Source organism: Streptomyces niveus, assembly GCF_001723055.1.
Taxonomy (GTDB): Bacteria; Actinomycetota; Actinomycetes; order Streptomycetales; family Streptomycetaceae; genus Streptomyces; species Streptomyces niveus.
In genome coordinates this window covers 15,061-39,999 of record NZ_MDCR01000229.1, presented here as the reverse complement: position 1 = coordinate 39,999, position 24,939 = coordinate 15,061, and the positions used below count along the sequence as shown (strand labels likewise).

25 protein-coding genes are annotated in these 24,939 nt (G+C 71.9%); 10 read left to right on the top strand and 15 right to left on the bottom strand.

What is annotated here, in order from left to right:
* Positions 1-192 precede the first annotated feature (192 nt).
* Entirely contained in the window at positions 193-879 is a 687-nt protein-coding gene (locus BHU15_RS25165) for a response regulator (RefSeq protein WP_031232067.1), read from the bottom strand.
* Between the two features lie 133 nt (positions 880-1,012).
* Here BHU15_RS25165 and BHU15_RS25160 point away from each other — a divergent pair, with 133 nt between their 5' ends.
* From BHU15_RS25160 to BHU15_RS25145, 4 genes are all read left to right on the top strand, one after another.
* Entirely contained in the window at positions 1,013-1,996 is a 984-nt protein-coding gene (locus BHU15_RS25160; RefSeq protein ID WP_023542712.1) for a Bug family tripartite tricarboxylate transporter substrate binding protein, read from the top strand.
* Between the two features lie 83 nt (positions 1,997-2,079).
* Complete coding sequence (locus BHU15_RS25155; RefSeq protein ID WP_245686010.1) at positions 2,080-2,562, top strand: tripartite tricarboxylate transporter TctB family protein; 483 nt, start codon at positions 2,080-2,082, stop codon at positions 2,560-2,562.
* A 3-nt stretch (positions 2,563-2,565) separates the two neighbouring features.
* Positions 2,566-4,080, top strand: a complete 1,515-nt coding sequence (locus tag BHU15_RS25150) for a tripartite tricarboxylate transporter permease (RefSeq protein ID WP_069629286.1) — start codon at positions 2,566-2,568, stop codon at positions 4,078-4,080.
* A 139-nt stretch (positions 4,081-4,219) separates the two neighbouring features.
* Positions 4,220-5,356 carry a methyltransferase domain-containing protein gene (locus BHU15_RS25145; RefSeq protein ID WP_069629285.1) on the top strand — a complete coding sequence of 379 codons (1,137 nt, stop codon included), beginning with the start codon at positions 4,220-4,222 and terminating at the stop codon, positions 5,354-5,356.
* On the opposite strand, the gene BHU15_RS25140 is transcribed toward BHU15_RS25145, so the two are convergent.
* Both BHU15_RS25140 and BHU15_RS25135 read right to left on the bottom strand, forming a co-directional pair.
* Positions 5,322-5,876 (bottom strand): ribonuclease FAU-1 family protein, encoded by a 555-nt coding sequence (locus BHU15_RS25140; protein WP_069629284.1) that lies wholly within the window; start codon positions 5,874-5,876, stop codon positions 5,322-5,324. The two genes, BHU15_RS25145 and BHU15_RS25140, sit on opposite strands and share 35 nt — an antisense overlap.
* Positions 5,857-6,777 carry a GNAT family N-acetyltransferase gene (locus BHU15_RS25135; RefSeq protein ID WP_069629283.1) on the bottom strand — a complete coding sequence of 307 codons (921 nt, stop codon included), beginning with the start codon at positions 6,775-6,777 and terminating at the stop codon, positions 5,857-5,859. Before BHU15_RS25135 ends, BHU15_RS25140 begins: the two co-directional genes overlap by 20 nt.
* A gap of 133 nt (positions 6,778-6,910) precedes the next feature.
* On the opposite strand from BHU15_RS25135, the gene BHU15_RS25130 reads away from it, so the two are divergent.
* On the top strand, positions 6,911-7,285 hold the full coding sequence (locus tag BHU15_RS25130; RefSeq protein ID WP_069629282.1) for a GntR family transcriptional regulator: 375 nt from the start codon (positions 6,911-6,913) through the stop codon (positions 7,283-7,285).
* Positions 7,286-7,319: 34 nt separating this feature from the next.
* Here BHU15_RS25130 and BHU15_RS25125 read toward each other — a convergent pair whose 3' ends face one another.
* From BHU15_RS25125 to BHU15_RS25095, 7 genes are all read right to left on the bottom strand, one after another.
* On the bottom strand, positions 7,320-8,180 hold the full coding sequence (locus BHU15_RS25125; protein WP_069629281.1) for an ABC transporter permease: 861 nt from the start codon (positions 8,178-8,180) through the stop codon (positions 7,320-7,322).
* Entirely contained in the window at positions 8,140-9,024 is an 885-nt protein-coding gene (locus tag BHU15_RS25120) for an ATP-binding cassette domain-containing protein (protein WP_069629280.1), read from the bottom strand. The genes BHU15_RS25125 and BHU15_RS25120 overlap by 41 nt, the downstream gene beginning before the upstream one ends.
* Positions 9,021-9,500 carry a MarR family winged helix-turn-helix transcriptional regulator gene (locus tag BHU15_RS25115; RefSeq protein WP_069629279.1) on the bottom strand — a complete coding sequence of 160 codons (480 nt, stop codon included), beginning with the start codon at positions 9,498-9,500 and terminating at the stop codon, positions 9,021-9,023. The genes BHU15_RS25120 and BHU15_RS25115 overlap by 4 nt, the downstream gene beginning before the upstream one ends.
* A gap of 75 nt (positions 9,501-9,575) precedes the next feature.
* On the bottom strand, positions 9,576-10,685 hold the full coding sequence (locus tag BHU15_RS25110) for a DUF5925 domain-containing protein (protein ID WP_069629278.1): 1,110 nt from the start codon (positions 10,683-10,685) through the stop codon (positions 9,576-9,578).
* A gap of 91 nt (positions 10,686-10,776) precedes the next feature.
* On the bottom strand, positions 10,777-11,571 hold the full coding sequence (locus BHU15_RS25105) for a polysaccharide deacetylase family protein (protein ID WP_069629277.1): 795 nt from the start codon (positions 11,569-11,571) through the stop codon (positions 10,777-10,779).
* Positions 11,568-12,602, bottom strand: coding sequence for a glycosyltransferase family 2 protein (locus BHU15_RS25100; RefSeq protein WP_255293210.1), 1,035 nt, complete (start codon positions 12,600-12,602; stop codon positions 11,568-11,570). Before BHU15_RS25100 ends, BHU15_RS25105 begins: the two co-directional genes overlap by 4 nt.
* Positions 12,599-13,489, bottom strand: a complete 891-nt coding sequence (locus BHU15_RS25095; RefSeq protein WP_376203730.1) for a glycosyltransferase family 2 protein — start codon at positions 13,487-13,489, stop codon at positions 12,599-12,601. Before BHU15_RS25095 ends, BHU15_RS25100 begins: the two co-directional genes overlap by 4 nt.
* Positions 13,490-14,003: 514 nt before the next feature.
* Here BHU15_RS25095 and BHU15_RS25090 point away from each other — a divergent pair.
* Positions 14,004-14,807, top strand: coding sequence for an SGNH/GDSL hydrolase family protein (locus BHU15_RS25090; protein ID WP_069629275.1), 804 nt, complete (start codon positions 14,004-14,006; stop codon positions 14,805-14,807).
* 303 nt (positions 14,808-15,110) lie between these two features.
* A complete protein-coding gene (locus tag BHU15_RS25085) occupies positions 15,111-15,365 on the top strand; it encodes a hypothetical protein (protein ID WP_031232081.1) in 255 nt (84 codons plus the stop codon).
* A 212-nt stretch (positions 15,366-15,577) separates the two neighbouring features.
* On the opposite strand, the gene BHU15_RS25080 is transcribed toward BHU15_RS25085, so the two are convergent.
* Together BHU15_RS25080 and BHU15_RS25075 are read right to left on the bottom strand one after the other, a co-directional pair.
* Entirely contained in the window at positions 15,578-16,360 is a 783-nt protein-coding gene (locus BHU15_RS25080) for an ABC transporter permease (protein WP_069629274.1), read from the bottom strand.
* Complete coding sequence (locus BHU15_RS25075) at positions 16,357-17,385, bottom strand: ATP-binding cassette domain-containing protein (RefSeq protein ID WP_079128362.1); 1,029 nt, start codon at positions 17,383-17,385, stop codon at positions 16,357-16,359. Before BHU15_RS25075 ends, BHU15_RS25080 begins: the two co-directional genes overlap by 4 nt.
* 77 nt (positions 17,386-17,462) lie before the next feature.
* Between BHU15_RS25075 and BHU15_RS25070 the strand changes: the two genes are divergently transcribed.
* Positions 17,463-18,176, top strand: coding sequence for a TetR/AcrR family transcriptional regulator (locus BHU15_RS25070; protein WP_069629273.1), 714 nt, complete (start codon positions 17,463-17,465; stop codon positions 18,174-18,176).
* Between the two features lie 19 nt (positions 18,177-18,195).
* Here BHU15_RS25070 and BHU15_RS25065 read toward each other — a convergent pair whose 3' ends face one another.
* From BHU15_RS25065 to hmgA, 3 genes are all read right to left on the bottom strand, one after another.
* Positions 18,196-19,398 (bottom strand): type ISP restriction/modification enzyme, encoded by a 1,203-nt coding sequence (locus BHU15_RS25065; protein WP_069629272.1) that lies wholly within the window; start codon positions 19,396-19,398, stop codon positions 18,196-18,198.
* 81 nt (positions 19,399-19,479) lie between these two features.
* Entirely contained in the window at positions 19,480-20,229 is a 750-nt protein-coding gene (locus BHU15_RS25060) for a GntR family transcriptional regulator (RefSeq protein ID WP_023542732.1), read from the bottom strand.
* Between the two features lie 18 nt (positions 20,230-20,247).
* The gene (hmgA, locus tag BHU15_RS25055) at positions 20,248-21,600 is read right to left on the bottom strand and encodes a homogentisate 1,2-dioxygenase (RefSeq protein WP_069629271.1); all 1,353 of its coding nucleotides are present in this window, start codon (positions 21,598-21,600) and stop codon (positions 20,248-20,250) included.
* Positions 21,601-21,857: 257 nt separating this feature from the next.
* On the opposite strand from hmgA, the gene BHU15_RS25050 reads away from it, so the two are divergent.
* Together BHU15_RS25050 and BHU15_RS25045 are read left to right on the top strand one after the other, a co-directional pair.
* Positions 21,858-22,523 (top strand): TetR/AcrR family transcriptional regulator, encoded by a 666-nt coding sequence (locus tag BHU15_RS25050; RefSeq protein WP_171908442.1) that lies wholly within the window; start codon positions 21,858-21,860, stop codon positions 22,521-22,523.
* Positions 22,524-22,605: 82 nt separating this feature from the next.
* Positions 22,606-24,843 carry a molybdopterin oxidoreductase family protein gene (locus BHU15_RS25045; RefSeq protein ID WP_069629269.1) on the top strand — a complete coding sequence of 746 codons (2,238 nt, stop codon included), beginning with the start codon at positions 22,606-22,608 and terminating at the stop codon, positions 24,841-24,843.
* Positions 24,844-24,939 lie beyond the last annotated feature (96 nt).

The following is a 24,939-nucleotide window of genomic DNA, read 5'->3' as shown; positions in this document are numbered from 1 at the left end:
GCGAACGACCCCGTCACTCCCGCGACCCCGACGGCCGCCGCCCCGCCCAGAAACCGCGCCCGGCTGATCCCGTTGCCCCGCACCGTGCCTCCCCGTGTTCCGTGTGTGTGCGCACCACTGTGCCGAGCGCGCGGACACCGGGACGTCGGCCGAAGGTCTACGGGGCGGTGACCTTGGTAGGGGCGCGGCGGGTCAGCCGACCCACCGGTAGCGGCGCTCCGGGCGGCCCGTGCCCCCGTACCGGAGCGTGACCTCCGCACGGCCCGTGTCGGCGAAGTACTCCAGATAGCGCCGGGCGCTCACCCGCGACAGCTCCCCCTCGTCCGCGCACTCCGTCGCCGACAGACCCCCAGCGTGCCGCCGCAGCGTCCGTTCGACCAGCTCAGCCGTGTGCGCAGCCAGACCCTTGGGAAGTTCGCGTGAGCCCGGCGGGCGCGTACCGAAGATCTGGTCGACGTCCTCCTGGCGCGCCTCGCCCAGCCGGTCGAGCCTGGTCCGCAGCGACGCCACGTGCCGCAGCTGCTCCTGGAGCGCCGACTGACTGAACGGCTTGATCAGATAGTGCAGCGCCCCCGCCCGCAGCGCCGAGCGGATGACACCCGCGTCCCGCGCCGCCGTGATGAACAGGGCGTCCACGCTCGTACGGGTCGTGTCACGCTCCTCCGCCGCCCGCAGCTCGCGCAGCACGGCAATGCCGTCCATGTCGGGCAGATAGATGTCGAGAAGCACCAGGTCAGGCCGCGACCGCTCGGCAGCGCGCAGCGCTTCGGCACCGCTGTGCGCCGCGCCGACGACCTCAAACCCGTCCATCGCGGACACATAGCGGCCGTGCAGCTTCGCGACCATGAAGTCGTCGTCCACCACCAGCACTTTTGTCACGCGGACACGCTAGGCCGCGACCGCAACGACCACAACGTCCGTTGATTCCGGAAGAGAGACAGCTTCTTAACGCGAAGGCAACATGTGGGCCACCTCACTCCCCTACCACTTGCTTCCCTGAAAGGCGGCACACGTGCGTTTCCGCACTCCCCTCGCCCTCCTCGGGGCCGCGCTGCTGGTGCTGGTGGGTCCGCCGCTGCTTTCCGTGGGCAGTGGCGGCGACACCGGAACCCAGATACCCGGTCTGCGCTTCATGGTCCCGAACACGCCGGGCGGCGGCTACGACATCACCGCCCGCACCATGGCCAAGAACGCCGAGGACGCCGAACTCAACCACAACATCGAGGTCTTCAACCTGCCGGGAGCGGGCGGCACCGTCGGTCTCGCCCGCGCCGTCAGCGAGCACGGCAACGGCAAGCTCGCCGTCTCCATGGGCCTCGGCGTCGTCGGCGCCGTACGCACCAACAACTCGCACGAGACCCTCGCCGACACGACGCCGATCGCGCGCATCAGCGAGGAGACCGACATCGTCGTCGTCGGCAAGGACTCCCCGTACAAGACGCTCGACCAGCTGGTCACGGCCTGGAAGAAGGACCCGGCCAAGCTGCCCGTCGGCGGCGGCTCGTCGCCCGGCGGACCCGACCACCTCGCGCCCATGCTGATGGCGCGGGCCGCCGGGATCGCGCCGAAGACCGTCAACTACGTCCCCTTCGACGGCGGCGGCGAACTCCTCGCCTCCATCCTCGGCAACAAGGTCGCCTTCGGTGTCTCCGGTCTCGGCGAGTACCGCGACCAGATCGAGGCGGGCGAGCTGCGGCTGCTGGCCGTCACCGGCCCCGAGCGCACCCCCGGCATGGACGCGCCCACCCTGCGCGAGGCCGGACTCGACACCGACTTCACCAACTGGCGCGGCGTCGTCGCGCCCCCCGGACTCTCCGACGCCGAGCGCGACAAGCTCATCGCCTTCTTCGAGGAGCTGCACGCCTCACCTCAGTGGAAGGACTCGCTGAAGAAGAACGGCTGGGACGACGCCTTCCTCACCGGTGAGAAATTCGGCGACTTCCTCGCCGCCGAGGACAAGCGCGTGGAATCCGTCCTGAAGGAGCTCGGACTGTGACCGCCCGACCGAACACCCCTGCCAACACGCCTCCCAGCGCGCCTCCCAAAGAGGAGACCTCCGCGTCCCGCGGCGCCTCCTGGCTGCGCGAGCACTCCGAACTCGGCGTCAGCCTCATGCTGTTCGTCCTCGGGGTGCTCGTCCTCACCGACGCCCTGACCATGGACGTCGACATCACCCAGCGCGGACCGGTCGGCCCCAAGACCGTGCCGATCGTCATCGGCATCGGTCTGCTCGTCCTGGCCGTCCTGCTCAGCCTCGACGTCCTGCGCGGCGGTCGCGGCGAGTCGGAGACCGGCGAGGACATCGACCTCAGCGAACCCAGCGACTGGCGCACCGTGCTGCTCCTCGCCGGGGTCTTCCTCGGCAACGCCGTACTCATCGGCCCCCTCGGCTTCCCCATATCCGGGGCGCTGCTCTTCTGGGGCTCCGCGTACGCGCTCGGCAGCCGCCATCCGAGCCGTGACCCGCTCATCGCCGCGGGCCTCTCCCTCTTCACCTACTTCATCTTCAACAACCTGCTCGGCGTCCCCCTCCCCGGTGGCCCGCTGATGGGAGTGATCTAGACCATGGACTCCCTCAACTCCCTGATGGACGGGTTCGGTACGGCGCTCACGCCGATGAACCTGCTCTGGGCGGCGATCGGCGTACTGCTCGGCACCGCGATCGGTGTGCTGCCCGGCATCGGCCCGGCCATGGCCGTCGCCCTGCTGCTCCCCGTCACCTACGGCCTGGAGCCGACCGGCGCGTTCATCATGTTCGCCGGCATCTACTACGGCGCCATGTTCGGCGGCTCCACCACCTCGATCCTGCTCAACACCCCCGGTGAGAGCGCGGCGGTGGTCGCCGCCATCGAGGGCAACCCGATGGCCAAGGCGGGACGCGGCGCGCAGGCGCTCGCCGCGGCGGCGGGCGGTCACTTCATCGGCGGCATGATCGGCACGATCCTGCTGGTCGTCCTCGCCCCGACCGTCGCCTCCCTCGCCGTCGACATCGGCGCGCCCGACTACTTCGCGATCATGGTGCTGGCGTTCATCGCCGTCACCTCGGTCCTCGGCTCCTCCCGGATCCGCGGGCTCTCCTCACTGCTCATCGGTCTGACCATCGGCCTCGTCGGCCTGGACCAGATGACCGGCCAGCAGCGCCTCACCTTCGGCACGCTCGAACTCGCGGACGGCATCGACGTCGTGATCGTCGCCGTCGGTCTCTTCGCGATCGGCGAGGCCCTGTGGGTCGCCGCGCATCTGCGGCGCTCCTCCGGCGAGCCCGTTCCGGTCGGCCGCCCGTGGCTCGGCAAGGACGACGTGCGGCGCACCTGGAAGCCGTGGCTGCGCGGGCCGCTCATCGGCTTCCCGTTCGGCGCGATCCCGGCCGGCGGCGCGGAGATTCCGACGTTCCTCTCGTACGTCACCGAGAAGCGGCTCTCCAAGCACAAGAAGGAGTTCGGCAAGGGCGCCATCGAGGGCGTCGCGGGCCCCGAGTCGGCCGCGTCCGCGTCGGCCGCCGGAACGCTCGTGTCGATGCTGACCCTCGGTCTGCCGACGACCGCCGTCGCCGCGGTGATGCTGGCCGCGTTCCAGCAGTACGGCATCCAGCCGGGACCGCTGCTGTTCGAGCGCGAGTCGGAGCTGGTGTGGGGCCTGATCGCCTCGCTGTTCGTCGGCATGGTGCTGCTGCTGGCACTGAACCTGCCGCTCGCCCCGGTGTGGGTGAAGCTGCTGCGGATCCCGCGCCCCTATCTCTACGCGGGCATCCTGTTCTTCGCCGCGGTCGGCGCGTACGCCGTGGGCGGCGAGGCCCTGGACCTGGTGATCCTGCTGATCATCGGTCTGATCGGGTTCGGTATGCGGCGCTACGGACTGCCGGTGCTGCCGGCCGTCATCGGTGTCATCCTCGGCCCGGCCGCCGAGCAGCAGATGCGCAGGGCGCTCCAGATCAGCGACGGAAGCGTCACCGGCCTGGTGAACACGCCCTTCTCGGTGACCGTCTACGCGGTGATCGCGCTGATCGTCTGCTGGCCCCTGGTACGCAAGCTCGTACCGGGCCGCCGTAAGCAGGACGAGGAGACGAAGGTGTCCGTGTGACGCACCGGAAGGGCCGCGACTGTCCCGGCACTTGGGGACAGCCGCGGCCCTTCCGGCGTTTACGGACGAACCGCTTCCGCTCACGGTGACCGAGAGCCCGCCCGTCCGGACTGTCGGTGGCGGATGGGACCATCGTCGTATGACCCCGATCGACTGGGACGCCGCCGCAGACTCGTTCGACGAGGAGCCCGACCACGGGCTGCTCGATCCGTCCGTGCGCAAGGCGTGGGCCGCCAGGCTCGCCGGCTGGCTGCCCGCCGAGCCGTCCAGGGTGCTCGACCTCGGCTGCGGCACCGGCAGCCTCGCCCTCCTCGCCACCGAGCAGGGCCACCGCGTCACCGCCGTCGACCTCTCGCCGCGCATGGTCGGGCTCGCCAGGGCCAAGCTCTCCGGCACGGACACGGAAGTGCTGGTCGGCGACGCGGCCAGGCCCCCCGTGGGGGAGCGGACGTTCGACGTGATCATGGCCCGTCATGTCCTGTGGCTGCTGCCCGATCCGGACCGCGCCCTGACCCACTGGCTGTCGCTGCTGCGCCCCGGCGGGCGGCTGCTGCTCATCGAAGGCGTCTGGGCCGGCGCCGGACTGCCGGCGACCCGCGTCACGATGTCCGTCGCCCCGCTCGTCGAGCGCGTCCAGCACGAACATCTCTCGGCCGACGCCACACTCTGGGGCCGCGCCGTCGACGACGAGCGGTACGCGCTGATCGCCCACGCCGCCCAGCACCGCCGTCACACGGAAGTGGTCGACGTCCATCTGATCCTGCGCAGGGGCGACGAGGTGCTGCTCGCCCGCCGGTCCGGCACGGGATACGCGGACGATCTGCTCAACGCCCCGGCGGGCCATGTCGAGGACGGTGAGGACGTCCGCGCCGCGATGATCCGCGAGGCGGCCGAGGAGATCGGCGCCGCCCTGGACCCCGACGACCTGCGGACGGCTCTGGTCATGCACCACCGGGGCCCCGGCGGACGCCCGCGCACCGGCTGGTTCTTCGAGGTGCGGTACGAGGCGGAGCGGGCGTCCTGGGAGCCGTACAACCGGGAGCCCGCCAAGTGTTCGGGTCTCTCCTGGCACCCGCTGTCCGCGCTCCCGGACGACATGGTCGCGTACTGCCGCGCGGGCCTGGAGGCGTACCGGGCGGGGGAGCGCTTCGTCATCCACTGGCACGAGGACGCCGACCCGATCGCCCACGACCCGGACGGCATATCGCGCGCGGTCCTGCTGGCCAAGACCGACACCGACACTACGACGGGCGGGGCCGACCCAGCAGGGTCGTGAACGCACCGTCGCGTACGAGGAGTTCGAGCTCGTCCAGTGCGCGGCGCGCCGCGTCGGCCGCCACCGGGTCCCGGTCCGCGAGGCCGCTCTCCTCGAACTCGTCCTCGTCGAGCCGCAGGACCGTCCCGCCGTCCGCCGACGCCCACAGGTCCAGATCCAGGTCCTCGACCAGCAACTCGTAGCGGAGCGCGCCGGGGCCCCGGCCGTGCACGACCGTCGGCCGCGTCACGTCGCAGTACCAGCCCTTGAGCGTCCCGTCGCCCGTACGGACCTCCTTCACCGCGTACCAGCGGTCGCGCCAGTAGTGCTCGGTGAAGACATCGCCCGGCTCGAAGCGTACGAAGCCGAAGTCCCGTACGCCGGGGGCCGCCCAGGGCGCGCGCACCACCAGGTGCGTGCCGTCGTCGGCGACCAGGGTCGCGGGGTAACTGATCTTCGTACGGCCCGCCTTGACCAGGCGCACCTCGACCTGGACCTCGCCGGTGGTGTCCGGCCCGGTCTCAGCCGAGCGTGCGGACATGGCGTACCTCCGAGGCGCAGATCTGGTAGCCGAACCAGCTGTTGACCGCGAGCATCGGCCCGTTGCCCGCGTCGTTGTTCGTGAAGGCGTCCGTGTAACCGGCGGCGCGGGCGCGGCGCAGCGAGTCGACCTTGGCGGCCTTGGCCAGACCCAGGCCGCGATGGTCGCGCAAGGTGCCCGTCATGGCCGACAGATAGGTGCTCGCCCCGTCGGTGTGGGCGGCGGTGAAGGCCGCGATCCTGCCGTCGCTGACCACGACGGTGCTCAGTCCGTGGTCCAGACAGGGGTGGTTCCAGGTCTGGTTCAGCCAGTCCTCGTAGTCGTCGAGGTCCGTACTGACGTCGCCCGGTTCGTCCGACGTGGCCTCGGCGTCGGCCTCGAACACCGGCCGCGGGTCGCCGGCGAAGTCCGCCGCCGTCGCCAGGGTGTAGCCGGCGGGCAGCACCGGAGGTCCGGGCAGCGCGGCAGCCGCCAGATCCAGCCGCTGGAAGTGCGCGGTACGCAGCGGCGAGTAGCCCCGGCGCTCGGCGAAGGCGCGGCCGGCCGGGACGTCGTTGACCCAGGTGTAGAGGGTGGTCGCGCCCTCGGCGGTCAGATGCTCCTCGGCGGTCCGCAGGATCGCCGATCCGATGCCCTTGCCCGTGTGGTCGGGGCGCACATGGGGGTTGAGACGGGCGACACCCGGTTCGTCGCTGTCGTACGCGAGCGCGACATGCGAGGTGCCGACGACCTCCCCGTCGTACTCGGCGACCAGCATGCGGTACTTCGACGCCGGGTTGGCACCGCGCACCGCGAAGTGCAGGGCCTCCTCGGTCGTCACCGCGTACGGCACGGTGGCACGCCGGACGCGGACGACGGCGGCGGCGTCCTCGGGGCGGAAGTCACGAACGATCACAGTCATGGAGCGGCACGGTACGCGGGCGCGCCGCCGGCACGCCTCTCATTTTCGGGCGGGCGACGAGAGGGCGGACGCGCCGGTGAACGCCGCGGCGGACACGGGGGCGGATCGCGGGGGATGGGGGACAATCGGCCGGGTGACCTTGAGAATCGCCATCGACGACGACGCGGCTGCCGCCCCGTACGAGCAACTGCGCACCCAGATCTCCGAATTGGCGCGCTCGGGCGCGCTGCCCGTGGGACACAAGCTTCCGACGGTACGGGGCTTCGCCGAGGAACTCGGCCTCGCGGCCAACACCGTCGCCAAGGCCTACCGGGCGCTGGAGTCGGACGGGGTGATCGAGACGCGCGGCAGGAACGGCACGTTCGTCGCGGCGGCGGGCGACGCGGCCGACCGCAAGGCGGCGGCAGCGGCGCAGGAGTACGCGGAACAGGCGAGGCGCCTCGGCCTGGCCCGGGCCCAGGCGCTGTCGCTGGCCGAGGACGCGGTGCGGGCGGCGTACTCGCGCTGAACGCGCGGGCGCGGGCGGTCGCGTGGGCCGGCGCTCATCTCGCCAGCCGGCCCAGCAGCGACGACGCGGTGGTGATGCCCACGAGCGCCGCGAAGATCAGCACCCCGAAGTCGAGCAGCAGATGGGACGGGGTGCCGAGCAGCAGTCCGCGCAACGCGTCCACCTGGTAGCTGAGCGGGTTGATCTTGCTGACCACCTGGAGCCAGCCGGGCATGATCGCCACCGGATAGAGGGCGTTCGAGGCGAAGAAGAGCGGCATGGTGATGGCCTGCCCGATGCCCATCAGCCGGTCGCGGGTCAGGACGATGCCCGCGATCGTGATCGACAGGCACGAGAAGAAGGCCGAGCCGAGGATCACCACGACCGCGACCCCGAGCAGCTTCAGCGGATTCCAGGTCAGCGCGACCCCGAGGGCGGCGGCGATGACGATCACGACGACCGCCTGGATCAGCGCCTTCACCCCGGAGGCGAACGCCTTGCCGCTGATCAGCGCGGCTCTTGGGGTCGGGGTGACGAGGAGTTTGGTCAGGATGCCGGCGTCCCGCTCCCAGATGATCATGATGCCGTAGAAGATCGCGATGAACATCGCGGACTGCGCGATGATGCCGGGCGCGAGGAAGTCGATGTAGGGGATGCCGCCGGTCGGGATGGCCCGGATGTGGGTGAAGGTCTCGCCGAAGATCAGCAGCCAGAGGGCGGGCTGGATGGCCCGGGTGTACAGCTCGGTGCGGTCGTGACGCAGCTTCTGGAGCTCGACCACGCACATGGCGATGACCCTGGCGGGCAGTACCCGCCAGCCCGTCCGGGGCGCCGGCGGTACGAGCAGCAGCTCGAACCGTCCGGGGTCGACGGCATCAGCCGAGCCGGGACGCCGTCCGTCGTGCGCTTCTGACATCGCTGTAATCGCCTCCTTCCTCGTCCAGGCCCTGGCCGGCCACGTCGCGGAAGACGTCCTCCAGCGTCGGTGTGGCGGTGTCGCCGGCGGGCACCGGTGTGCCCGCCTCACGCGCCTCCTTGCGGCGGCGGTCGCGCAGTTGGCCACGCAGTTCGTCGGAGGTGCCGAGCGCGTGGATCCGGCCCCGGTGCATCAGCCCGACCCGGTCGCAGTACTGCTCGGCCTCGTCCATGTAGTGCGTCGTCACCAGCACGGTCATGCCCGTGGCCTGCCGTACGGCGTTGATGTGCTCCCAGACGCTGCTGCGGGCGATCGGGTCGAGACCGATCGTCGGCTCGTCGAGCATCAGCAGCCGGGGCGCGCTGACCAGCGCCTGCGCGAGTTCCAGCCGGCGGATCATGCCGCCGGAGTAGGTCTTGGCCATCCGGTCGGCGGCGCCGGTGAGATCGACGACGTCCAGCGCCTGGGCGACCCGGGCGGCGCGTTCGCGGCGCGGGACGTCGAAGACGCGGGCGAACAGCGTCACGTTCTCGCGGCCCGTCATCGCGGCGTCGGCGGACAACTGCTGCGGTACGTAGCCGAGTAGCCGCCGTACCGCCATCTGCTCCTTCGCGGCGTCGTGCCCGAACACCTTCACCCGGTCCGTCGGGACCGGCAGGAGCGTGGTGATGCAGCGGATCGCGGTCGTCTTGCCGGCGCCGTTGGGGCCGAGCAGGCCGAAGATCTCGCCGGTGCGGACGGACAGGTCGAGGCTGTCGACCGCCTTGGTGTCGCCGAAGGAGTAGTCCAGCGCGTGGCAACTGACGGCTTCCTCTGCGGAGTCGGGAGCGGGCTGGAGGTTCACCTGCCCTCCACCTCCTCGTGCAGATTCCGGGCGAGCCTGCGCAGCGCCGGAAGCGCGCCGGCCAGGGCCGTCCGCTCCTCGTCCGTCAGCCGGGCCACCTGCTCGCGCACCAGGGCGGAGCGCCGGGCCTCCCAGTCGGCCAGCCGCGAGATCGCGGCGGGCGTCGGCATCAGCAGGACGGCCCGGCCGTCGGCGGGATCGGTGCCACGGCGCAGATAGCCGGCCCGGCTGAGCTGATTGACCAGGGTGGAGACCGAGTTCCCGGCGAGGAACAGCTCCTTCGCCGCGCCCGACACCCGGATCCCCGGGCGGGCCGCGACCAGCCGCAGCAGATCGACCTGCGCGCCGCGCAGGGGCGGGGCCGTCAGACCGACCCTCAGCCGGCGCCGGACGGTGCGCTGCACTCCGGCCAGCACGTCGGCGAGGGAGTCGGCGAGGGAGTCGGAGAGCGAGTCGGGGAACTCAACCGAAGTCATGGCTACATTTTAGCTCTGACTGTGAGGAATCGCCCAAAAGGCGCACTTGGGGCGGGTCGGCTGTCCCCGCTGCGACTACAGGTACAGCCCGGCGTCCGCGCCCTTCGACTGGCCGGGGACGGATGTCGGCCCGCCGCCACGGCGCAGCGCGAACAACTCGGCCAGCGTCGCGCCCTCGCGGCCCACCGAGCCCTCCCAGTCGCCCTCCTCCCGGCCCAGCCAGTTCTCCGCCTCCGGACGGGTCAGCGAGCCGACCTCGATCCGGGCCAGACAGCGGCCGGGCCGGACGACCGCCGGGTGCAGCCGCTCCAGATCCTCGTTGGTCGTCACGCCCACCAGGACGTTTCTGCCCTGGCCGAGCAGCCCGTCGGTGAGGTTCAGCAGCCGGGAGAGCGCCTGGCCGGCCGTGTGCTTGGCCTCGCCGCGGATCAACTCGTCGCAGTCCTCCAGGAGCAGCAGCCGCCAGCGGCCCTTCGCCGAGCCCTCGTCCTCGCCGATCGCGATGTCCATCAGATAGCCGACGTCGTTGAACAGCCGCTCCGGGTCCAGGACACAGTCGACCTGGCACCAGTCGCGCCAGGACCTGGCCAGCGTCCGCAGCGCGGAGGTCTTCCCGGTGCCCGGCGGGCCGTGCAGCAGGAGCAGCCGCCCCGCGATGTCGTCCGGAGTCACCTTCATCAGCCGGTCCATCGCGTCCGCCACCGGCGCCGTGTAGTTGGCCCTGACCTCGTCCCAGGTGCCGGCCGCGATCTGCCGGGTCGTACGGTGCGGGCCACGGCGCGGGGACACGTACCAGAACCCCATCGTCACGTTCTCGGGCACCGGCTCCGGCTCGTCCTGCGCGCCGTCCGTCGCCTGGGCGTGCACCTTCTCGGCGAGTTCGGACGTGGTCGCGGTCACCGTGATGTCCGCGCCCCGGTTCCACCGGGAGATCAGCAGCGTCCAGCCGTCGCCCTCGGCGAGGGTGGCGCTGCGGTCGTCGTCCCGGGCGGAGCGCAGCACCGTGGCGCCCGGCGGCAGCAGTGAGACACCGGACTTGACGCGGTCGATGGACGAACTGTGCGAGTGCGGCTGCTCGCCCGTCGCGAAACGGCCGAGAAAGAGCGCGTCGACCACGTCCGACGGCGAGTCGCTGTCATCGACGTTGAGCCGAATCGGCAGGGCGTCCTGAGGCTTGGCAGACATACCCCCATGATCCGACACACCCGCCCCCGACGCACGGCGTTTTGCCCGCCGCCTGGCCCGTGCGTGCCGCGGCGCCCCTGCGGACGCCCCCTCAGCCGTCGCCGATCCCGCGGGCCGCCCGGCGCGCCGCGCGCACCAGGGCGTAGCCCTTCGTCAGCGTGCGGTCGACCGCGAAGGCGCGGCCGGGGGAGCGGGCCGTGAGCAGGTGCTCGAAATCGGCCATGGTCGTGGAGCGGCGGACCGTGAGGCGTTGGAGGGCGTAAGGGCCCTGTGTGCGGTGGGCCCGGGTGTTGCCCACGGCCAGGGACTGGCTGAAGCCCGCCGACCGGACCGCGTGGCGGACGCGGCGGGTGGAGTAGCCGTAGGGGTACGCGAACGAGTCCGGCGGCGTGCCCAGTTCGGCGGCGACGATGTCCCGGCAGCGCGCCGCCTCGTAGCCGAGGCGGCCGTCGTCCAGCTGGTCCAGCTGCGGGTGCGTATGGCTGTGGCCGCCGATCTCCACGCCCCCGGCGGCCAGTTCGCGTACCTGGTCCCAGTCCAGCATCGTGTCGGGGGCGCCGCCCTCGTCGTACCGGCCGCGCAGCCACCCCGTCGACACGAACAGGGTGGCCGCGAAGCCGTGCCGGGCCAGGGCCGGCAGGGCGTACCGGTGCACGCCCTCGTAGCCGTCGTCGAACGTGATCAGCACCGGCCGCGCCGGCAGCCGACCCGCGCCGCCGCGCCAGACGGCGGCCAGCGCGCCCGTCGTCAGCGGGGTGAACCCCCGCTCGCCGAGCAGCGCCAGCTGCTCGGCGAACGCGTCGGGCGACACCGACAGGGCGCGCACCGACGGGCCCGGCCGGTGCGCGAGCGCGTGGTACATCAGGATCGGCACGCCCGTGCTCATACCCGCACCGGCGTGTCCGCGGGCGTGACCGGACCCGACGCAAACGTGGCCGGGCCCCGGCGTACGCGGGCGCTGCCCACCAGATAGCCGGCCGTCGTCGTCAGCACCCCGGCCACGATCGCGCCGGCGCGCGCCGCGCCGCCACGCCGTCGCCCACGCCCGCGCACCACGTCGCGCAGCCCGCGCGCCACCCCCGCGGGCAGCACCCGCGTGGCGTAGCGACGCTCCGACTCAAGTCCTTTGCCCGCGCCGACACTTCGCGCGACCAGGGCCTTCGAGAGACCCTCGGCGTACGCCCGCTCGCGGAAGTAGCCGAACCGCGCACGCGCCGCGGGCACCTTGTGGTGGATCACCGCACGGTCGTCGATCAGCAGCACCGCGCGCGGCAGCGCCCGCCCCAGCCTGATGCACAGCTCCGTCTCTTCGCAGCCCAGCGGACGCCTGTCGCCGCCGCGCCCGATCCCGGTCGCGAAGCCCCCGGCGGCGTCGAACGCGGTACGGCGGAACGAGGCGTTGCCGCCGAGGACGTTGCGCACCCGCACCTTCCCGGGCGGCAGACCCCGGTACGTACAGCCGACGACCCAGTCGAACTCCTCCGGGAACCAGTCCGGCCGGCCCCCGGACACCCAGACGGGCAGCGTCCTGCCGCCGACGGCCATCACCAGGGGATCCCCGTACCCCGCCGCGAGATACCGCAGCCAGTCGGGCTCGGCGACCGCGTCGTCGTCCAGGAAGGCCACGAACTCCCCCCGCGCGGCGGCGATTCCGGTGTTGCGGCCGGCCGAGAGCCCACGGGGACCGGCGTTGGCGAGTACCCGCACCTCCCCGCCGTCCGCCGGTGACAGCGAGGCGTACCGGGCGAGCAGCCGCGCCCGCAGCGCCTCGTTGTGGTCGACCACGAGCAGCGTCTCCGCGGCCGGCATCGACTGGCCCCGTACGGAGTCGACGGCGGCCAGGATGTCGTCCCAGCGCTCCTCGGTGTACGCGCAGACGACCACCGAGAACGACCGGTGCAGGTGACGGTCGATCAAGACACCTCCCCCTGCCTGACGACAGGCCCCGCGAGGCCCGTGCGGACGGCGAGCGGCAGCGGCAGCGCGGGCCGGACGCGCGCCGTCCGGCGCCGCGCGGCCCTCGGCACGCCCCGCTCCCGGAGGATGACCCGCAGGACCCGCAGCCCGTCGCGTACGGCCCGGAGGTTGCTCACGCCGTGGATCCGGTCGTACTCGTGGCTCGGGATCTCCTGCACCTTCAGACCGGCCTTGACGACCCGGATGTTCATCAGGGTCTCTACCTCGAACCCGGTGCAGTCGAGGGTGATGCGGTCCAGGCAGTGCCGCCAGAAGGCGTTGTAGCCGTAGCAGAGGTCGGTGTAGCGGGCGCCGAACTTGGCGTTCACGACCGCGCACAGCACATGGTTGCCGAGCTTGCGGATCGGCGTCATGTCGTCCGTGCCGCCGCCGTTGGCGAACCGCGACCCCTTGGCGAAGTCGGCGCCCGACACGAGGGCCGACACATAACTGACGATCTCCTGGCCGTCCGCCGAGCCGTCCGCGTCGATCATCACGATGATGTCCCCGGTGCAGGCGGCGAAGCCGCTGATCAGGGCGTCACCCTTGCCCTTGCCGCGCTGCCCGACGACCTTGACGTCCGGCCACAGCTCCCGGGCGACGCGGACCGTGGCATCGGTCGAATTGCCGTCCACGAGGACGACTTCATGTATCCAGTCGGGCAGTGTCTTGAATACGTACGGCAGATTCTCGGCCTCGTTCATCGCCGGAATCACCACGCTCACCGGCGGTGCGATGGCGAGATACGAGGAGACCGGCCGATAACGGCCGTTGGTGTGCGGGCCGTCGGGCAGCGACACGGTTAACGCGTCTTCGCCCGGGGCCGCCGGGCGCGGGAATGAGCTCACGAGATCTTTTCCCTCTCCACCGGTGGACCGCCCGCCCCCGGGCGGTCCGGATGATGTGCCGGTTCGAAAGGGGGGTTCTCACCCTGTACGTGACAGCGTGGATCTCCGTGCCTGCCAGGTGAGTTGTCGAGATTCGAGTGCCGCGCGGCACCCCCCCTGCCGCGCCCCGCGCGGGAGCCGTCGCGACGTCCGAGCCCTCCCCCTGAAGTCGCTCTCCATGACGGACCGATGCGAGTGGATGTCAGAAGGTATTGATACTTACGACTGTATGGCAAGGGGTGCGACATGAACGCGCCTATTTGCTATTTGGCCTTACTTCGACGGTGGTTTCCGGAACCTCCGTGTTCCGATTTACTCGATCCGTTAGGCGGCGCGCCCCCGTTCGAGCCACTTCGAGCGGTATACGCGCGTCCATCTGCAAGTTGTCACCAGATCTACTTGGCATGGACACTTCCAGTGAAGTCCTGTGCCTGGTACGAACGTTGAGGCAGAGATCCTGCTCGATGGAGGTTCCATGAAGCTGTCCAGATTCGCCGCGTTCTCGTCCACGCTCCTGCTCGGTGCCGTTCTCGCGTTCACCGGCGCGGGCCAGGCCCAGGCGGCCGAGGCGGCGGCACTCGACTACGTCGCCCTCGGTGACTCCTACTCCTCCGGCCTCGGTGCCGGCCCCTACGACAGCGCCAGCGGCAACTGCAAGCGCAGCAGCAAGGCGTACCCGGCCCTGTGGGCCGCCGCCAACTCGCCCTCGTCGTTCGCCTTCGCCGCCTGCTCGGGCGCTCGTACGGGTGATGTGACCGGAAGCCAGCTCGGCCCCGTCAACTCCGGGACCGACCTCGTCAGCATCACCGTCGGCGGCAACGACGCCGGTTTCGCCGACGTCATGACGACCTGTGTCCTGCAGTCCGAGGCCAGCTGCGTGGCGCGGGTCAACACGGCGCGCGCATACGTCGACTCGACGCTGCCCGGTCAACTGGACGCCGTCTACAACGCGATCAGCGCGAAGGCGCCCGCCGCCCAGGTCGTCGTCATCGGCTACCCGCGCTTCTACCAGCTCAACGGCACCTGCGTGGTGGGCATGACCGAGGTCGAGCGCGCCGCCATCAACGGCGCCGCCGACCACCTCAACACCCTGCTGGCCAAGCGGGCAGCCGACCACGGCTTCCGGTTCGCGGACGTCACCAGCCGCTTCTCCGGCCACGAGATCTGCTCGCCGTCGACCTGGCTGCACAGCGTCACCTTCCCGATCGGTGAGTCCTACCACCCCACGGCCCAGGGCCAGTCGGGTGGATATCTGCCGACGTTCTCGTCGGCCGTCTGAACCGCCCGGCTCGGCGGTCCGGTTCGGCCGTCTGACCCAATCGCGGATCGTACGAACTGACCGCCGGGCAGGCTCCTGTCCGCCCGTCCCCCCGGGCGGGCGGACAGGAATCGACGTTCGATCCGCTCGAACATTTCGGTGGTCAACTGTCCAACTCGCCCTGGAATAGAATGGATTCACCGGGCGGGTTGCCATCCTCCAACGGGTGTTGTCAATCCCGGAGGCGGGATACACGTGTGTCCCATGGGGGCGATAGGGTTAACCTGCCCGAGCCGGGTGCCCTCGTACGGGTGGGGAGTGACAATGGATCAGATAGTGCACAGCAGGGCGCGAGTCCCTGCCATTACATGTGGGAGCAGCGCGACCAGTTCACGGCTCGACCGTCACCTGTCGGTGCTGGGTGGCCCCGCCGTCCCGCAGCGCGAGACGGCCGAGGCGACCATGCTGATGCGGGAGTTGACCTCGCGCGACGAGGTACGGACCCGCAAGAGCGCGCGTGTCTCCCTGTTCGCACCGCTCAGGCGGCTGCGACGGTCCCTCTTCGGCAGCCGCCGCTGACCCAGCCGGTCGGCGCCCCGCCGACCCCGGACAGTCCTCGGGCGATCACGCCGTCCCGACGCAGCGCCGCTCCCCGCTCGCCCGTCACTCCCAGGGCGCGCGGCGGTGCGTCGGTGTGCTCACCGAGTGCCAGGACCGTCCCCCTCCAGCGGTGCCGCCCTCTCACCACCCGGCAAGGTGAACCGGCGGCCCGGCAGGACGGGGGCGAGCGCCTATTCGCCGCTCCTGGTGTACCTGCGGATGGTCGGCGGCACGAACACCACCAGGAGCAGCAGGCTCCACAGCAGCGCGCCCGCCACCGGTTCGGCCGTCGGCCAGGCCGCGTCGGGGTTCGGTGACGCGTTGCCGCACAGATCGCGTACGGCGGCGGCCACCGCGCTGAGCGGGTTCCACTCGGTCACCACGCGCAGCCAGCCCGGCAGGCCCTCCGTGGGGATGTACGCGTTCGAGAGCAGCGGCAGGACGAAGGTCACGCTGCCCAGTTGACCGGCGATCTCCTCGTTGCGGATGAGCAGCCCGAGATACGCGCCGACCCAGTTGGCGGCGAAGCGGAAGAGCAGCAGCAGACCGAAGGCCCCGAGCGCGCCCCCCACGCCGCCCTCGATCCGCCAGCCCACCGCGAGACCCACCAGTACCAGCGGCACCATGCCGACCACCGTGGTGAGCAGATCCGCCGCCGTCTGGCCCAGCGGTACGGCGGCCCGGCTCATCGGCAGCGTACGGAACCGGTCCATCACCCCGCGCTGCGCGTCCTGCGCGGACTGGAACATGCCGGTCATGATGCCGCCGGCCGCCGTCGCCGCCAGCAGCCCCGGCACCAGGAAGGCCCGGTACTCCTGCCCCGGGGTCGCGAGAGCGCTGCCGAAGACGAAGCCGAAGAACAGCAGCATCGTGATCGGCATGGTCTGGGTGAGGATCACCACACCGGGGGAGTGCCTGATCCGCTGGAGATGGCGGCCGAGGACGGCCGTGCTGTCGTAGGCGACGGTGCTCATGCGGCGCTCTCCTCGGTGGCCCTGATGGTTGTCCCGGTCCTGGTCCCGGTCGTGGTCGGCGCGGTCGTTCCGGGCGCGCCCGCCCGGCCGGTGAGCCGCAGGAACACCTCGTCCAGCGTCGGCGGGCGCAGGCTCACGTCGGCCACCGGCACCCCGGCCGCGTCCAGTTCGCGAACGATCCGGGGCAGGGTGAGCGTGCCGTCGGTCGTCACGGCGCCCACCGTCCGGCGCTCCCGCTCGATCACCGGCTCGGTGCCCGTCAGTTGGTCGAGCACGCCCGCCGCGGTGAGGAAGACCGCCTCCGTCGATTCGTCGGCCACCACCACTTCCGCGTAGGACCCGATACGGGACTTCAACTCGGCGGGCGTGCCCCGGTGCGCCGCCCTGCCGTGGTCGATCAGCACGATGTCGTCGGCCAGTTGGTCGGCCTCCTCCAGATACTGGGTGGTGAGCAGGACGGTCGTGCCCTCGGCGGCCAGCTCGCGCACCGCCGTCCAGATCTGGCCCCGGCTCTGCGGGTCGAGCCCGGTCGTCGGCTCGTCGAGGAAGAGCACCTGCGGCCGGGTGAGCAGGCTGGACGCCAGGTCGAGACGGCGGCGCATCCCGCCGGAGTAGGTGCGGGCGGCGCGGTCGGCCGCCTCGACGAGTTCGAACCGCTCCAGCAGTTCGTCGGCGCGGGCCCGGCCCGTCGCTCCGCGCAGCCGCAGCAGTCGCGCGAAGAGCCGCAGATTCTCCCGGCCGGTCAACTCGCTGTCCACGGAGGCGTACTGGCCGGCGACGCCGATCGCGGCGCGGACCGCCGCCGCCTCGGTCACGATGTCGTGCCCGGCGACCCGGGCGGATCCGCCGCCCGGTGCGCTGAGCGTGGTGAGGACGCGTACGGCGGTGGTCTTGCCCGCGCCGTTGGGCCCCAGCACTCCGCAGACCGTGCCCCGGGCGACGGCGAGATCCAGGCCGCGCAGGGCGTGGATGTCACCGAACCGCTTCTCGAGACCTTCACTAAGTACGGCGTACGTAGTATTCATGCGGCTCACCGTACCTCACTACGTACGCTGTACGTAACTGGGCTCCTGGGGGAGAATGACGGACGAGGTGATGACCGATGGCGGGGCGACCTGCTGAACCCGAAGTGATCTGGTCCCGTCCCGAGCGCGCCGCCCGTGGCCCCAGGCCCGCGTACACACGCGCCGAGATCGCGGCAGTCGCCGTACGGATCGCGGACGCCGACGGCCTGGACGCCGTCTCGATGCGCCGCGTCGCCGGGGAGCTGGGCTGCGGCACGATGTCGCTGTACAACTACGTGCCGCGCAAGGAGGACCTGTACGAGCTGATGGTCGATCTGGTCGCGGACGAGCACGAGCTGCCGGAGCGGCCCACCGGCGACTGGCGGGCCGATCTGACGGGACTCGCCCACGGGTCGCGGGCGATCATGCGGCGTCATCCGTGGATGTCGCGCCTGATGTCGGCGGCCTACGGCTTCAGTCCGAATTCGATGAAGTTCCTCGAATACAGCCTGTGGTGCCTGGACCCGCTGGATCTGCCGTACGGCCAGAAGGTCGAGCTGGTGGCGATGGTGAACGGCGTCGTCACCACCTACGTCGCCAACGAGATCGAGACCGCCGAGCGCACCCGCTCCCTGCCCTGGTCGGCCGAGCGGGAGCAGGAGATCAGGACGGCCCACCTGGCGAAGGAGCTCGCCACCGGGCGCTATCCGCGACTGGCGGCGGCCGTCGCCGCGGATTCGGGGCCGGTCGACATGGAGGCCGTCTTCGACCGGGCGCTGAGCCGGGTGCTGAACTCGTTCGCACGCGGTTGACACCCGTTCCCGGGGCGCCTCAGATCAGGGCGAACTGCCCGTCCGGGCCCTCCTCGTGGTGGTCGAACACCGAGGCGGGGCGCCGGGCCCCGTCCGGGACCGGCAGCACACCGGCGGCCCGCAGCTCGTCCGCCCCGAACACCGGGCCGTCGTCCAGCGCCCGGCCCAACTCCCGCTGCCGGGGCCGCGCTTCGGCGAGCAGCGCGAGGACGGTGATCAGCTCCAGCAGCTCCGAGGTCCACTCCCGCGGCCAGGCGCGCGGGCCGATCGCCTCCAGCGTGCCGGGCTCCGGGGACTCGGCACGCCGCTCGAACCACAGCTCGATCATCCGGACCCCGCCGACCTGGAAATCCCACGCCTCGGCCGGCACGGGGGAGATCCGGCCGTCACCGAGGTGGAGCGTCTCGTCCTCGGAGTCGTAACCGATCGTCGTGGGCCGCGCGGGGACCGCCGCGCGTACGTACGGCCTGCGGCCACCGGGCAGCCGATGGCGCTCCCCGCCCCGCGCGCCGCGCAGTTGGATGCCGGTCAGCAGGGCGCCCAGCGCCACACCGGTCGTCCACAGGGCCGGGTCGGCGGTCAGCGGCACCACACAGCCGCGCGCAGACGGCCGGCCCGCCGCGACCGCCCAGTCGAGCAACTGGCGCGGGGTGACCTCCTGTCCGAGGCGCGCGGTCAGCGACTCGACGAGTCCGGGCGTCAGATTCGGTTCGGTGCCGCCCGGCCGCCGGAACAGCGGCCGGATCCGGCCGGGCCGCCCGGCGGGGGAGCGGCCGTCCGGCAGCAGGGCGCTCACCAGCAGCGGCGGACCCACGGCGCCGGGCACGAACCCCTGCTCCACGGCGAAGAGCTGGCGCTCGTCCGCGACCCGCCACAGCTCCGGCCTGGCCGCGTCGATCAGCCGGTGGTCGGGGATCACATACCGCTCGTCGAACGGACCGTGCCCCACCCGCAGCGGCGCCGGACAGCGCCCGGACTCCCGCGCGAACCTCCCCGTGCCCGTGAGCTGCCCCGGCAGCGCGGCGACCGCGCTGTGCGGCGTACGCGACCGGGTCGGCCGGAACAGCGCCTCCCGCTCGGCGCCCGTGGCCCGTATCAGCGTGTCCCAGCGCGCGGTGAGCGTGCCCGCGTCGGGAGCCAGGATCCAGCCGCGCCCGAGCCGCAGCGGCGCCACCGACCACGGCATGAGGTCGCTCAGCAGCGGGGCCGAAGCGGCCGTCATACGGGCACACCCCTCCCAGGTCCGTCATGTGCCGTCCCCGAAAGCGTACCGACCGGGTCCACCGGCGGGTCCTGGAGCCGGTCAGTCCGTCTCCATCGTGACCGAGAAGGAGAACCGGTCGCCCCGGTAGCGGATCCTCGCCACGTCCACGACCTGGCCGTCCGCGTCGTACGTGACACCCGTGTAGTGCAGGATCGGGCTCAGCAGCGGCACCTGGAGCAGCTCGGCCGTGGCCGGGTCGGCGAGCGTGGCCTCCACCGTGTCCGTGATCCGCCCGATCTTCACGCCCAGCACGTCGCGCAGCACCTTCGTCATCGGCCAGCGCTCCAGATCGCCGGGATCGAGACGGTCCGCCACCTCCGTACGCAGCGCGTTCTCCGCCCAGTTGACGGGCTCACCGCTCTCGCCGTCGCGGCGCAGCCGGCGGTAGAGGGCCACCTCGTCGACGCCCGGGAAATACTCGGCCACCTCGCCGGGCACCAGCGCCCGGCCATGGCCGATCACCGTCGTCCTATCGCCCGACTGCTGTGCCACGACCGCGTCGACCGAGCCCAGCAGCCGGCGGGGCGCGCCGCGCCGCGCGCCCGGCTCGATGAACGTGCCGCGCCGCCGGTGCCGGCTGATCAGCCCCTCCTGCTCCAGCTCCTTGAGCGCCTGACGCATCGTCAGCACACTGACGCCGTAGTGCGCGGCCAACTGCTCCTCCGTGGGCAGGCGCAGCGGGTCGTGCGGACGCCGGCCGAGTATGGAGGCACGCAGCGACTGCGAGACCTGGTACCAGAGCGGCAGCTTGCGGTTGAGGACCAGCGAATCGGGGGCGAAAGCGGTCACGGCGGGCTCCGGGTCGGGTCAGACTCTGTCGGTGGGGGCGGCCGGGCCGGAAGACGGCCTGAAGTGGCGCTCCAGACCCTGCCACACGTCGTCGTAACCCGTCTGAAGATGCCCGGCCGTCGCCGCCTGCGCGGTCGCGGTCACCGGCCAGCGCGTCTCGAACATGAACGCCAGTCCGTCGTCGATCCGCTGCGGCTTCAACTCGGCGGCGCTGGCCCGGTCGAACGTCTCCCGGTCCGGCCCGTGCGCCGACATCATGTTGTGCAGCGAACCGCCGCCGGGCACGAAGCCTTCCGCCTTCGCGTCGTACGCGCCCTCGATCAGGCCCATGTACTCGCTCATCACGTTCCGGTGGAAGTACGGCGGCCGGAAGGTGTTCTCGCCGACCAGCCAGCGCGGCGCGAAGACGACGAAGTCCACGCCGGCGAGGCCCGGGGTGTCCGACGGTGAGGTCAGCACGGTGAAGATCGACGGGTCGGGGTGGTCGTAGCTGATGGTGCCGATCACATTGAACCGGCGCAGGTCGTAGACGTACGGCAGATGGTTGCCGTGCCAGGCGACGACATCGAGCGGGGAGTGGTCGTACGTCGCGGTCCACAGATTCCCGCAGAACTTGTTGACCACCTCGGTCGGGCGCTCCACGTCCTCGTACGCGGCGACGGGGGCGCGGAAGTCCCGCGCGTTCGCCAGGCCGTTGGCGCCGATCGGGCCGAGATCGGGCAGGACGAAGGGGCTGCCGTAGTTCTCGCAGACGTAGCCGCGCGCGGTCTCCGCCAGCAGGTCGACCCGGAAGCGCACACCGCGCGGGATCAGCGCGATCTCGCCGGGGTGGGCGGCGAGCAGGCCGAACTCCGTGTGGATCAGCAGCCCGCCGTGCTCGGGGACGATCAGCAGCTCACCGTCGGAGTCGCTGAACACCCGGTCCGTCATAGGGGAGTTGGCGTGATAGAGGTGCACCGCCATGCCGCTGCGCCGCGTGGCGTCGCCGTTGCCGCCGAGCGTCCAGAGGCCCGCCAGGAAGTCCGTGCCGGGCCCGGGGGGCGGCAGCGGGTTCCAGCGCAGCCGGTTGGGATCGGGCACGGACTCGGTGAACGGCGCGGCGCGCAGCGTGCCGTTGTCGGTCCGGGTGAACGGCGGGTGCGCGGCCGACGGGCGGATCCGGTAGAGCCAGGAGCGGCGGTTGTGCGCGCGGGGCTCGGTGAAGGCGCTGCCGCTCAACTGCTCCGCGTACAGCCCGAGCGGGGCTCTCTGCGGTGAGTTGCGGCCCACGGGCAGGGCGCCCGGCACGGCCTCCGAGCTGTGCTCGTTGCCGAAGCCGGTGGCGTACGCCAGGCCCTCGGCGGTCTTCCTCGCCTGCTCGATGCCGCTCATGGTCGCTCCCCGTGTCCCTCTCGTGCCGATCACTGAATCCTATGGTCCACCGTAGGATTGAGTGGGCGGCGCGTCAACGGGGACAGGCGGGCGGGATCACGTTGTCCGAAAGAGACGCCCGACGCGCGCGGGACCGGAAGTCGTGAAAGCGAGGGCGCGAACAGAAGTACGGGCACGGCGTCTCGAACAGCGGCCCGTCACGAGGGAGACTCGAAGGACGGCAACACCGCACATCGCGCCGAAGGGTGGGCCAGCCCGTGCACGGAGCCAGCGCCGGACCTCATGTGACGCCCGGCCTCCGCACGGTCCCCGTGCAGCGGCGCAGCGCGGCCCGCCTCGCCCGGATCCTCGACGCCTGCGCCGAACTGCTCGACGAGACCGGTTACGAGGAGTTGTCCACCCGTGCCGTCGCCACCAGGGCGGGCGTCCCCATCGGGTCCGTCTACCGCTTCTTCGGCAACAAGCGCGCCATGGCCGACGCGCTCGCCCGGCGCAATCTGGACAGCTACGCCGCCCGTGTCGAGCACCGGCTCGCCGCGATCCCGGCCGCCGACTGGCGGTCGGCGATCGACGCGGTGCTGGACGAGTACCTCGCCATGAAACGCACCGTGCCCGGCTTCGGGCCGGTCGACTTCGGTACCCGGATCCCGGCGGGCCCGCCCGGCCCGGCTCCGGCGCCCGGCGCCGACCCCGCGCCCGTGCCCGACGCCAACGACCGCGTCGCGGACCGTCTCACCGCGCTGCTCGCCGCCCAGCTGGGCCGCGCCCCGGACACCGCGCTGCGCCGGACGGTCCTGGTCGCCGTCGAGGCGGCGGACGCGCTGCTCCAACTCGCCTTCCGTACGGACGCGTCGGGCGATCCGGACATCATCGCCGAGACCAGGGAACTCGTCCGCGCGTATCTGGCCCGGACGCTGGGCTGACGGCCGACCCCCTTCCCTCATCCGTACCGGTCGGTATGCTCGGCGGCAGCCCGCGCGCCATCGCCGCCGCCCTGGAGGACCCATGCCGCCCACCGGCCCCGTCCGCACCGCCCCGCGCGTCTGCCCGCTCTGCGAGGCCACCTGCGGACTGACCCTCACCATCGAGGGGACCACGGTCACCGGAGCGCGCGGCGACCGCGACGACGTGTTCAGCAAGGGCTTCATCTGCCCCAAGGGCGCCTCCTTCGGCGAGCTGGACGCCGACCCCGACCGGCTGCGCACCCCACTGATCCGGGTCGACGGCGAACTGCGGGAGGGAAGCTGGGACGAGGCGTTCGACCTGGTCGCGGCCCGGCTGCGCCCCCTCGCCGAGGAGCACGGACCGGAGTCCGTCGGCGTCGTCCTCGGCAACCCCAACGTGCACACCATGGCCGGCGCGCTCTACCCGCCCGTACTGCTCGGCGTCCTGCGCACCCGTAACCTCTTCACCGCCTCCACCCTCGACCAGATGCCCAAACACGTGTCGTCCGGGCTGCTCTTCGGCGACCCCCTCGCGATCCCCGTGCCCGACCTGGACCGCACCGACCATCTGCTGCTCCTGGGCGCCAACCCGCTGGACTCCAACGGCAGCCTCTGCACCGCCCCCGACTTCCCCGGCAAGCTCAAGGCCCTGCGCCGGCGCGGTGGCACCCTCACCGTCGTCGACCCGCGTCGGACCCGCACCGCGCGCCTCGCCGACCGGCACCTCGCCATCCGGCCGGGCACCGACGCCCTGCTGCTCGCCGCCCTCACCCAGGTCCTGTTCGAGGAAGAACTCACCGACCCCGGCGCACTGGCCGGCCACCTCGAAGGACTCGCCGAACTCCGCGAAGCCGTACGGGACTTCACCCCCGACGCCGTCGCCGCGGCCTGCGACCTGGACGCCGGGGAGATCCGTACCCTCGCCCGCGAACTCGCGGCGGCGCCCACCGCCGCCGTCTACGGACGCATCGGGAGCTGCACCGTCGAGTACGGCACGCTCGCCAGCTGGCTCGTCGACGTACTCAACGCGCTCACCGGCAATCTCGACCGGCCGGGCGGCGCGCTCTTCCCGCTCTCCGCCACCGACCGCGCGCCCCGCCCGGCCGGCCCCGGCAAGGGCTTCGCGCTCGGCCGCTGGACCAGCAGGGTCGGCGGCCACCCGGAGGCCAAGGGCGAACTGCCCATCGCCGCCCTCGCGGAGGAGATCGAGACACCCGGCGACGGGCGGATCCGCGCGGTGATCGCCCTCGCCGCCAACCCCGTGCTCTCCGCGCCCGACGGCAGCCGCCTCGAACGGGCCCTGGACGGGCTGGACTTCATGGTCAGCGTCGACCCCTACCTCAACGAGACGTCGCGCCACGCGGACGTCGTCCTGCCCCCGCCGCCGCCCTCCCGCAGCGCCCACTTCGACTTCGCCTTCAACGGCTTCGCCGTACGCAACCAGGTCCGCTACAGCCCGCCCGCCGTCCCCCTGGCGCCCGGATCGATGGACGAGTGCGAGATCCTGGCCCGGCTGGTGCTGGCCGTCGGCGGCATGCACGGGGCCGACCCGTCGGCCGTGGACGACCAGGTCATCGACCGTACGCTCGGCAAGGCCGTCGCCGACCCGCTGTCACCCGTCCACGGGCGCGACGCGAAGGAACTCGCCGCCGCGCTCACCGGTCCCGGCGGCCCCGAGCGACGGCTCGACCTGATGCTGCGCCTCGGCCCGTACGGCGACGGCTTCGGCGCCGACCCGGCCGGGCTCACCCTCGCCCGGCTCGCCGACCGGCCGCACGGCATCGACCTCGGGCCACTGAAACCCCGGCTCCCCGCGATCCTCAAGACCCGGAGCGGGCGGGTCGAACTGCTCCCCCCGCCGATCGCCGCCGACCTGCCCCGGCTGCGCGCCGCGCTCACCGGCGTCCCCGCGTCGCTGGTGCTCGTCGGGCGCCGCCATCTGCGCTCCAACAACAGCTGGATGCACAACGTGCCTACGCTCAACGGCGGTTCGAACCGCTGCACCGTCCAGGTCCACCCCGCCGACGCCGAACGTCTCGGCCTCACGGACGGCGGCCCGGCGCGCGTGACCACCGAGGCGGGCGAGATCACGCTCCCCGTGGAGATCACCGACACGGTGCGGGCGGGGGTCGTGAGCGTGCCGCACGGCTGGGGGCACGACCGTCCCGGCACCCGCATGGCGGTGGCCCGCGCACGGCCCGGCGTCAACGTCAACCAACTGCTCGACGGCAGCCGCCGCGACCCGCTGTCCGGGACGTCCGTGCTCAACGGTTTTCCGGTCGAGCTGGCCCCCGCCTGACCAGCACCCTTGTCTGACCTGGGGTTTTGCGCGTATTGCTCGCACGTCAACATCTTGTTAACGCGAGGAAACGACACCTAACGTCATCCGCACCGC

What these genes read in the sequence shown, in the direction of transcription:
- BHU15_RS25150 (WP_069629286.1), top strand. Translation starts at nt 2,566, where the DNA reads ATGGACTCCCTCAACTCCCTGATGGACGGGTTCGGTACGGCGCTCACG.
- BHU15_RS25145 (WP_069629285.1), top strand. Translation starts at nt 4,220, where the DNA reads ATGACCCCGATCGACTGGGACGCCGCCGCAGACTCGTTCGACGAGGAG.
- BHU15_RS25140 (WP_069629284.1), bottom strand. Translation starts at nt 5,876, where the DNA reads ATGTCCGCACGCTCGGCTGAGACCGGGCCGGACACCACCGGCGAGGTC.
- BHU15_RS25135 (WP_069629283.1), bottom strand. Translation starts at nt 6,777, where the DNA reads ATGACTGTGATCGTTCGTGACTTCCGCCCCGAGGACGCCGCCGCCGTC.
- BHU15_RS25125 (WP_069629281.1), bottom strand. Translation starts at nt 8,180, where the DNA reads ATGTCAGAAGCGCACGACGGACGGCGTCCCGGCTCGGCTGATGCCGTC.
- BHU15_RS25115 (WP_069629279.1), bottom strand. Translation starts at nt 9,500, where the DNA reads ATGACTTCGGTTGAGTTCCCCGACTCGCTCTCCGACTCCCTCGCCGAC.
- BHU15_RS25110 (WP_069629278.1), bottom strand. Translation starts at nt 10,685, where the DNA reads ATGTCTGCCAAGCCTCAGGACGCCCTGCCGATTCGGCTCAACGTCGAT.
- BHU15_RS25105 (WP_069629277.1), bottom strand. Translation starts at nt 11,571, where the DNA reads ATGAGCACGGGCGTGCCGATCCTGATGTACCACGCGCTCGCGCACCGG.
- BHU15_RS25090 (WP_069629275.1), top strand. Translation starts at nt 14,004, where the DNA reads ATGAAGCTGTCCAGATTCGCCGCGTTCTCGTCCACGCTCCTGCTCGGT.
- BHU15_RS25085 (WP_031232081.1), top strand. Translation starts at nt 15,111, where the DNA reads ATGGATCAGATAGTGCACAGCAGGGCGCGAGTCCCTGCCATTACATGT.
- BHU15_RS25080 (WP_069629274.1), bottom strand. Translation starts at nt 16,360, where the DNA reads ATGAGCACCGTCGCCTACGACAGCACGGCCGTCCTCGGCCGCCATCTC.
- BHU15_RS25075 (WP_079128362.1), bottom strand. Translation starts at nt 17,385, where the DNA reads ATGAATACTACGTACGCCGTACTTAGTGAAGGTCTCGAGAAGCGGTTC.
- BHU15_RS25070 (WP_069629273.1), top strand. Translation starts at nt 17,463, where the DNA reads ATGGCGGGGCGACCTGCTGAACCCGAAGTGATCTGGTCCCGTCCCGAG.
- BHU15_RS25065 (WP_069629272.1), bottom strand. Translation starts at nt 19,398, where the DNA reads ATGACGGCCGCTTCGGCCCCGCTGCTGAGCGACCTCATGCCGTGGTCG.
- hmgA (WP_069629271.1), bottom strand. Translation starts at nt 21,600, where the DNA reads ATGAGCGGCATCGAGCAGGCGAGGAAGACCGCCGAGGGCCTGGCGTAC.
- BHU15_RS25045 (WP_069629269.1), top strand. Translation starts at nt 22,606, where the DNA reads ATGCCGCCCACCGGCCCCGTCCGCACCGCCCCGCGCGTCTGCCCGCTC.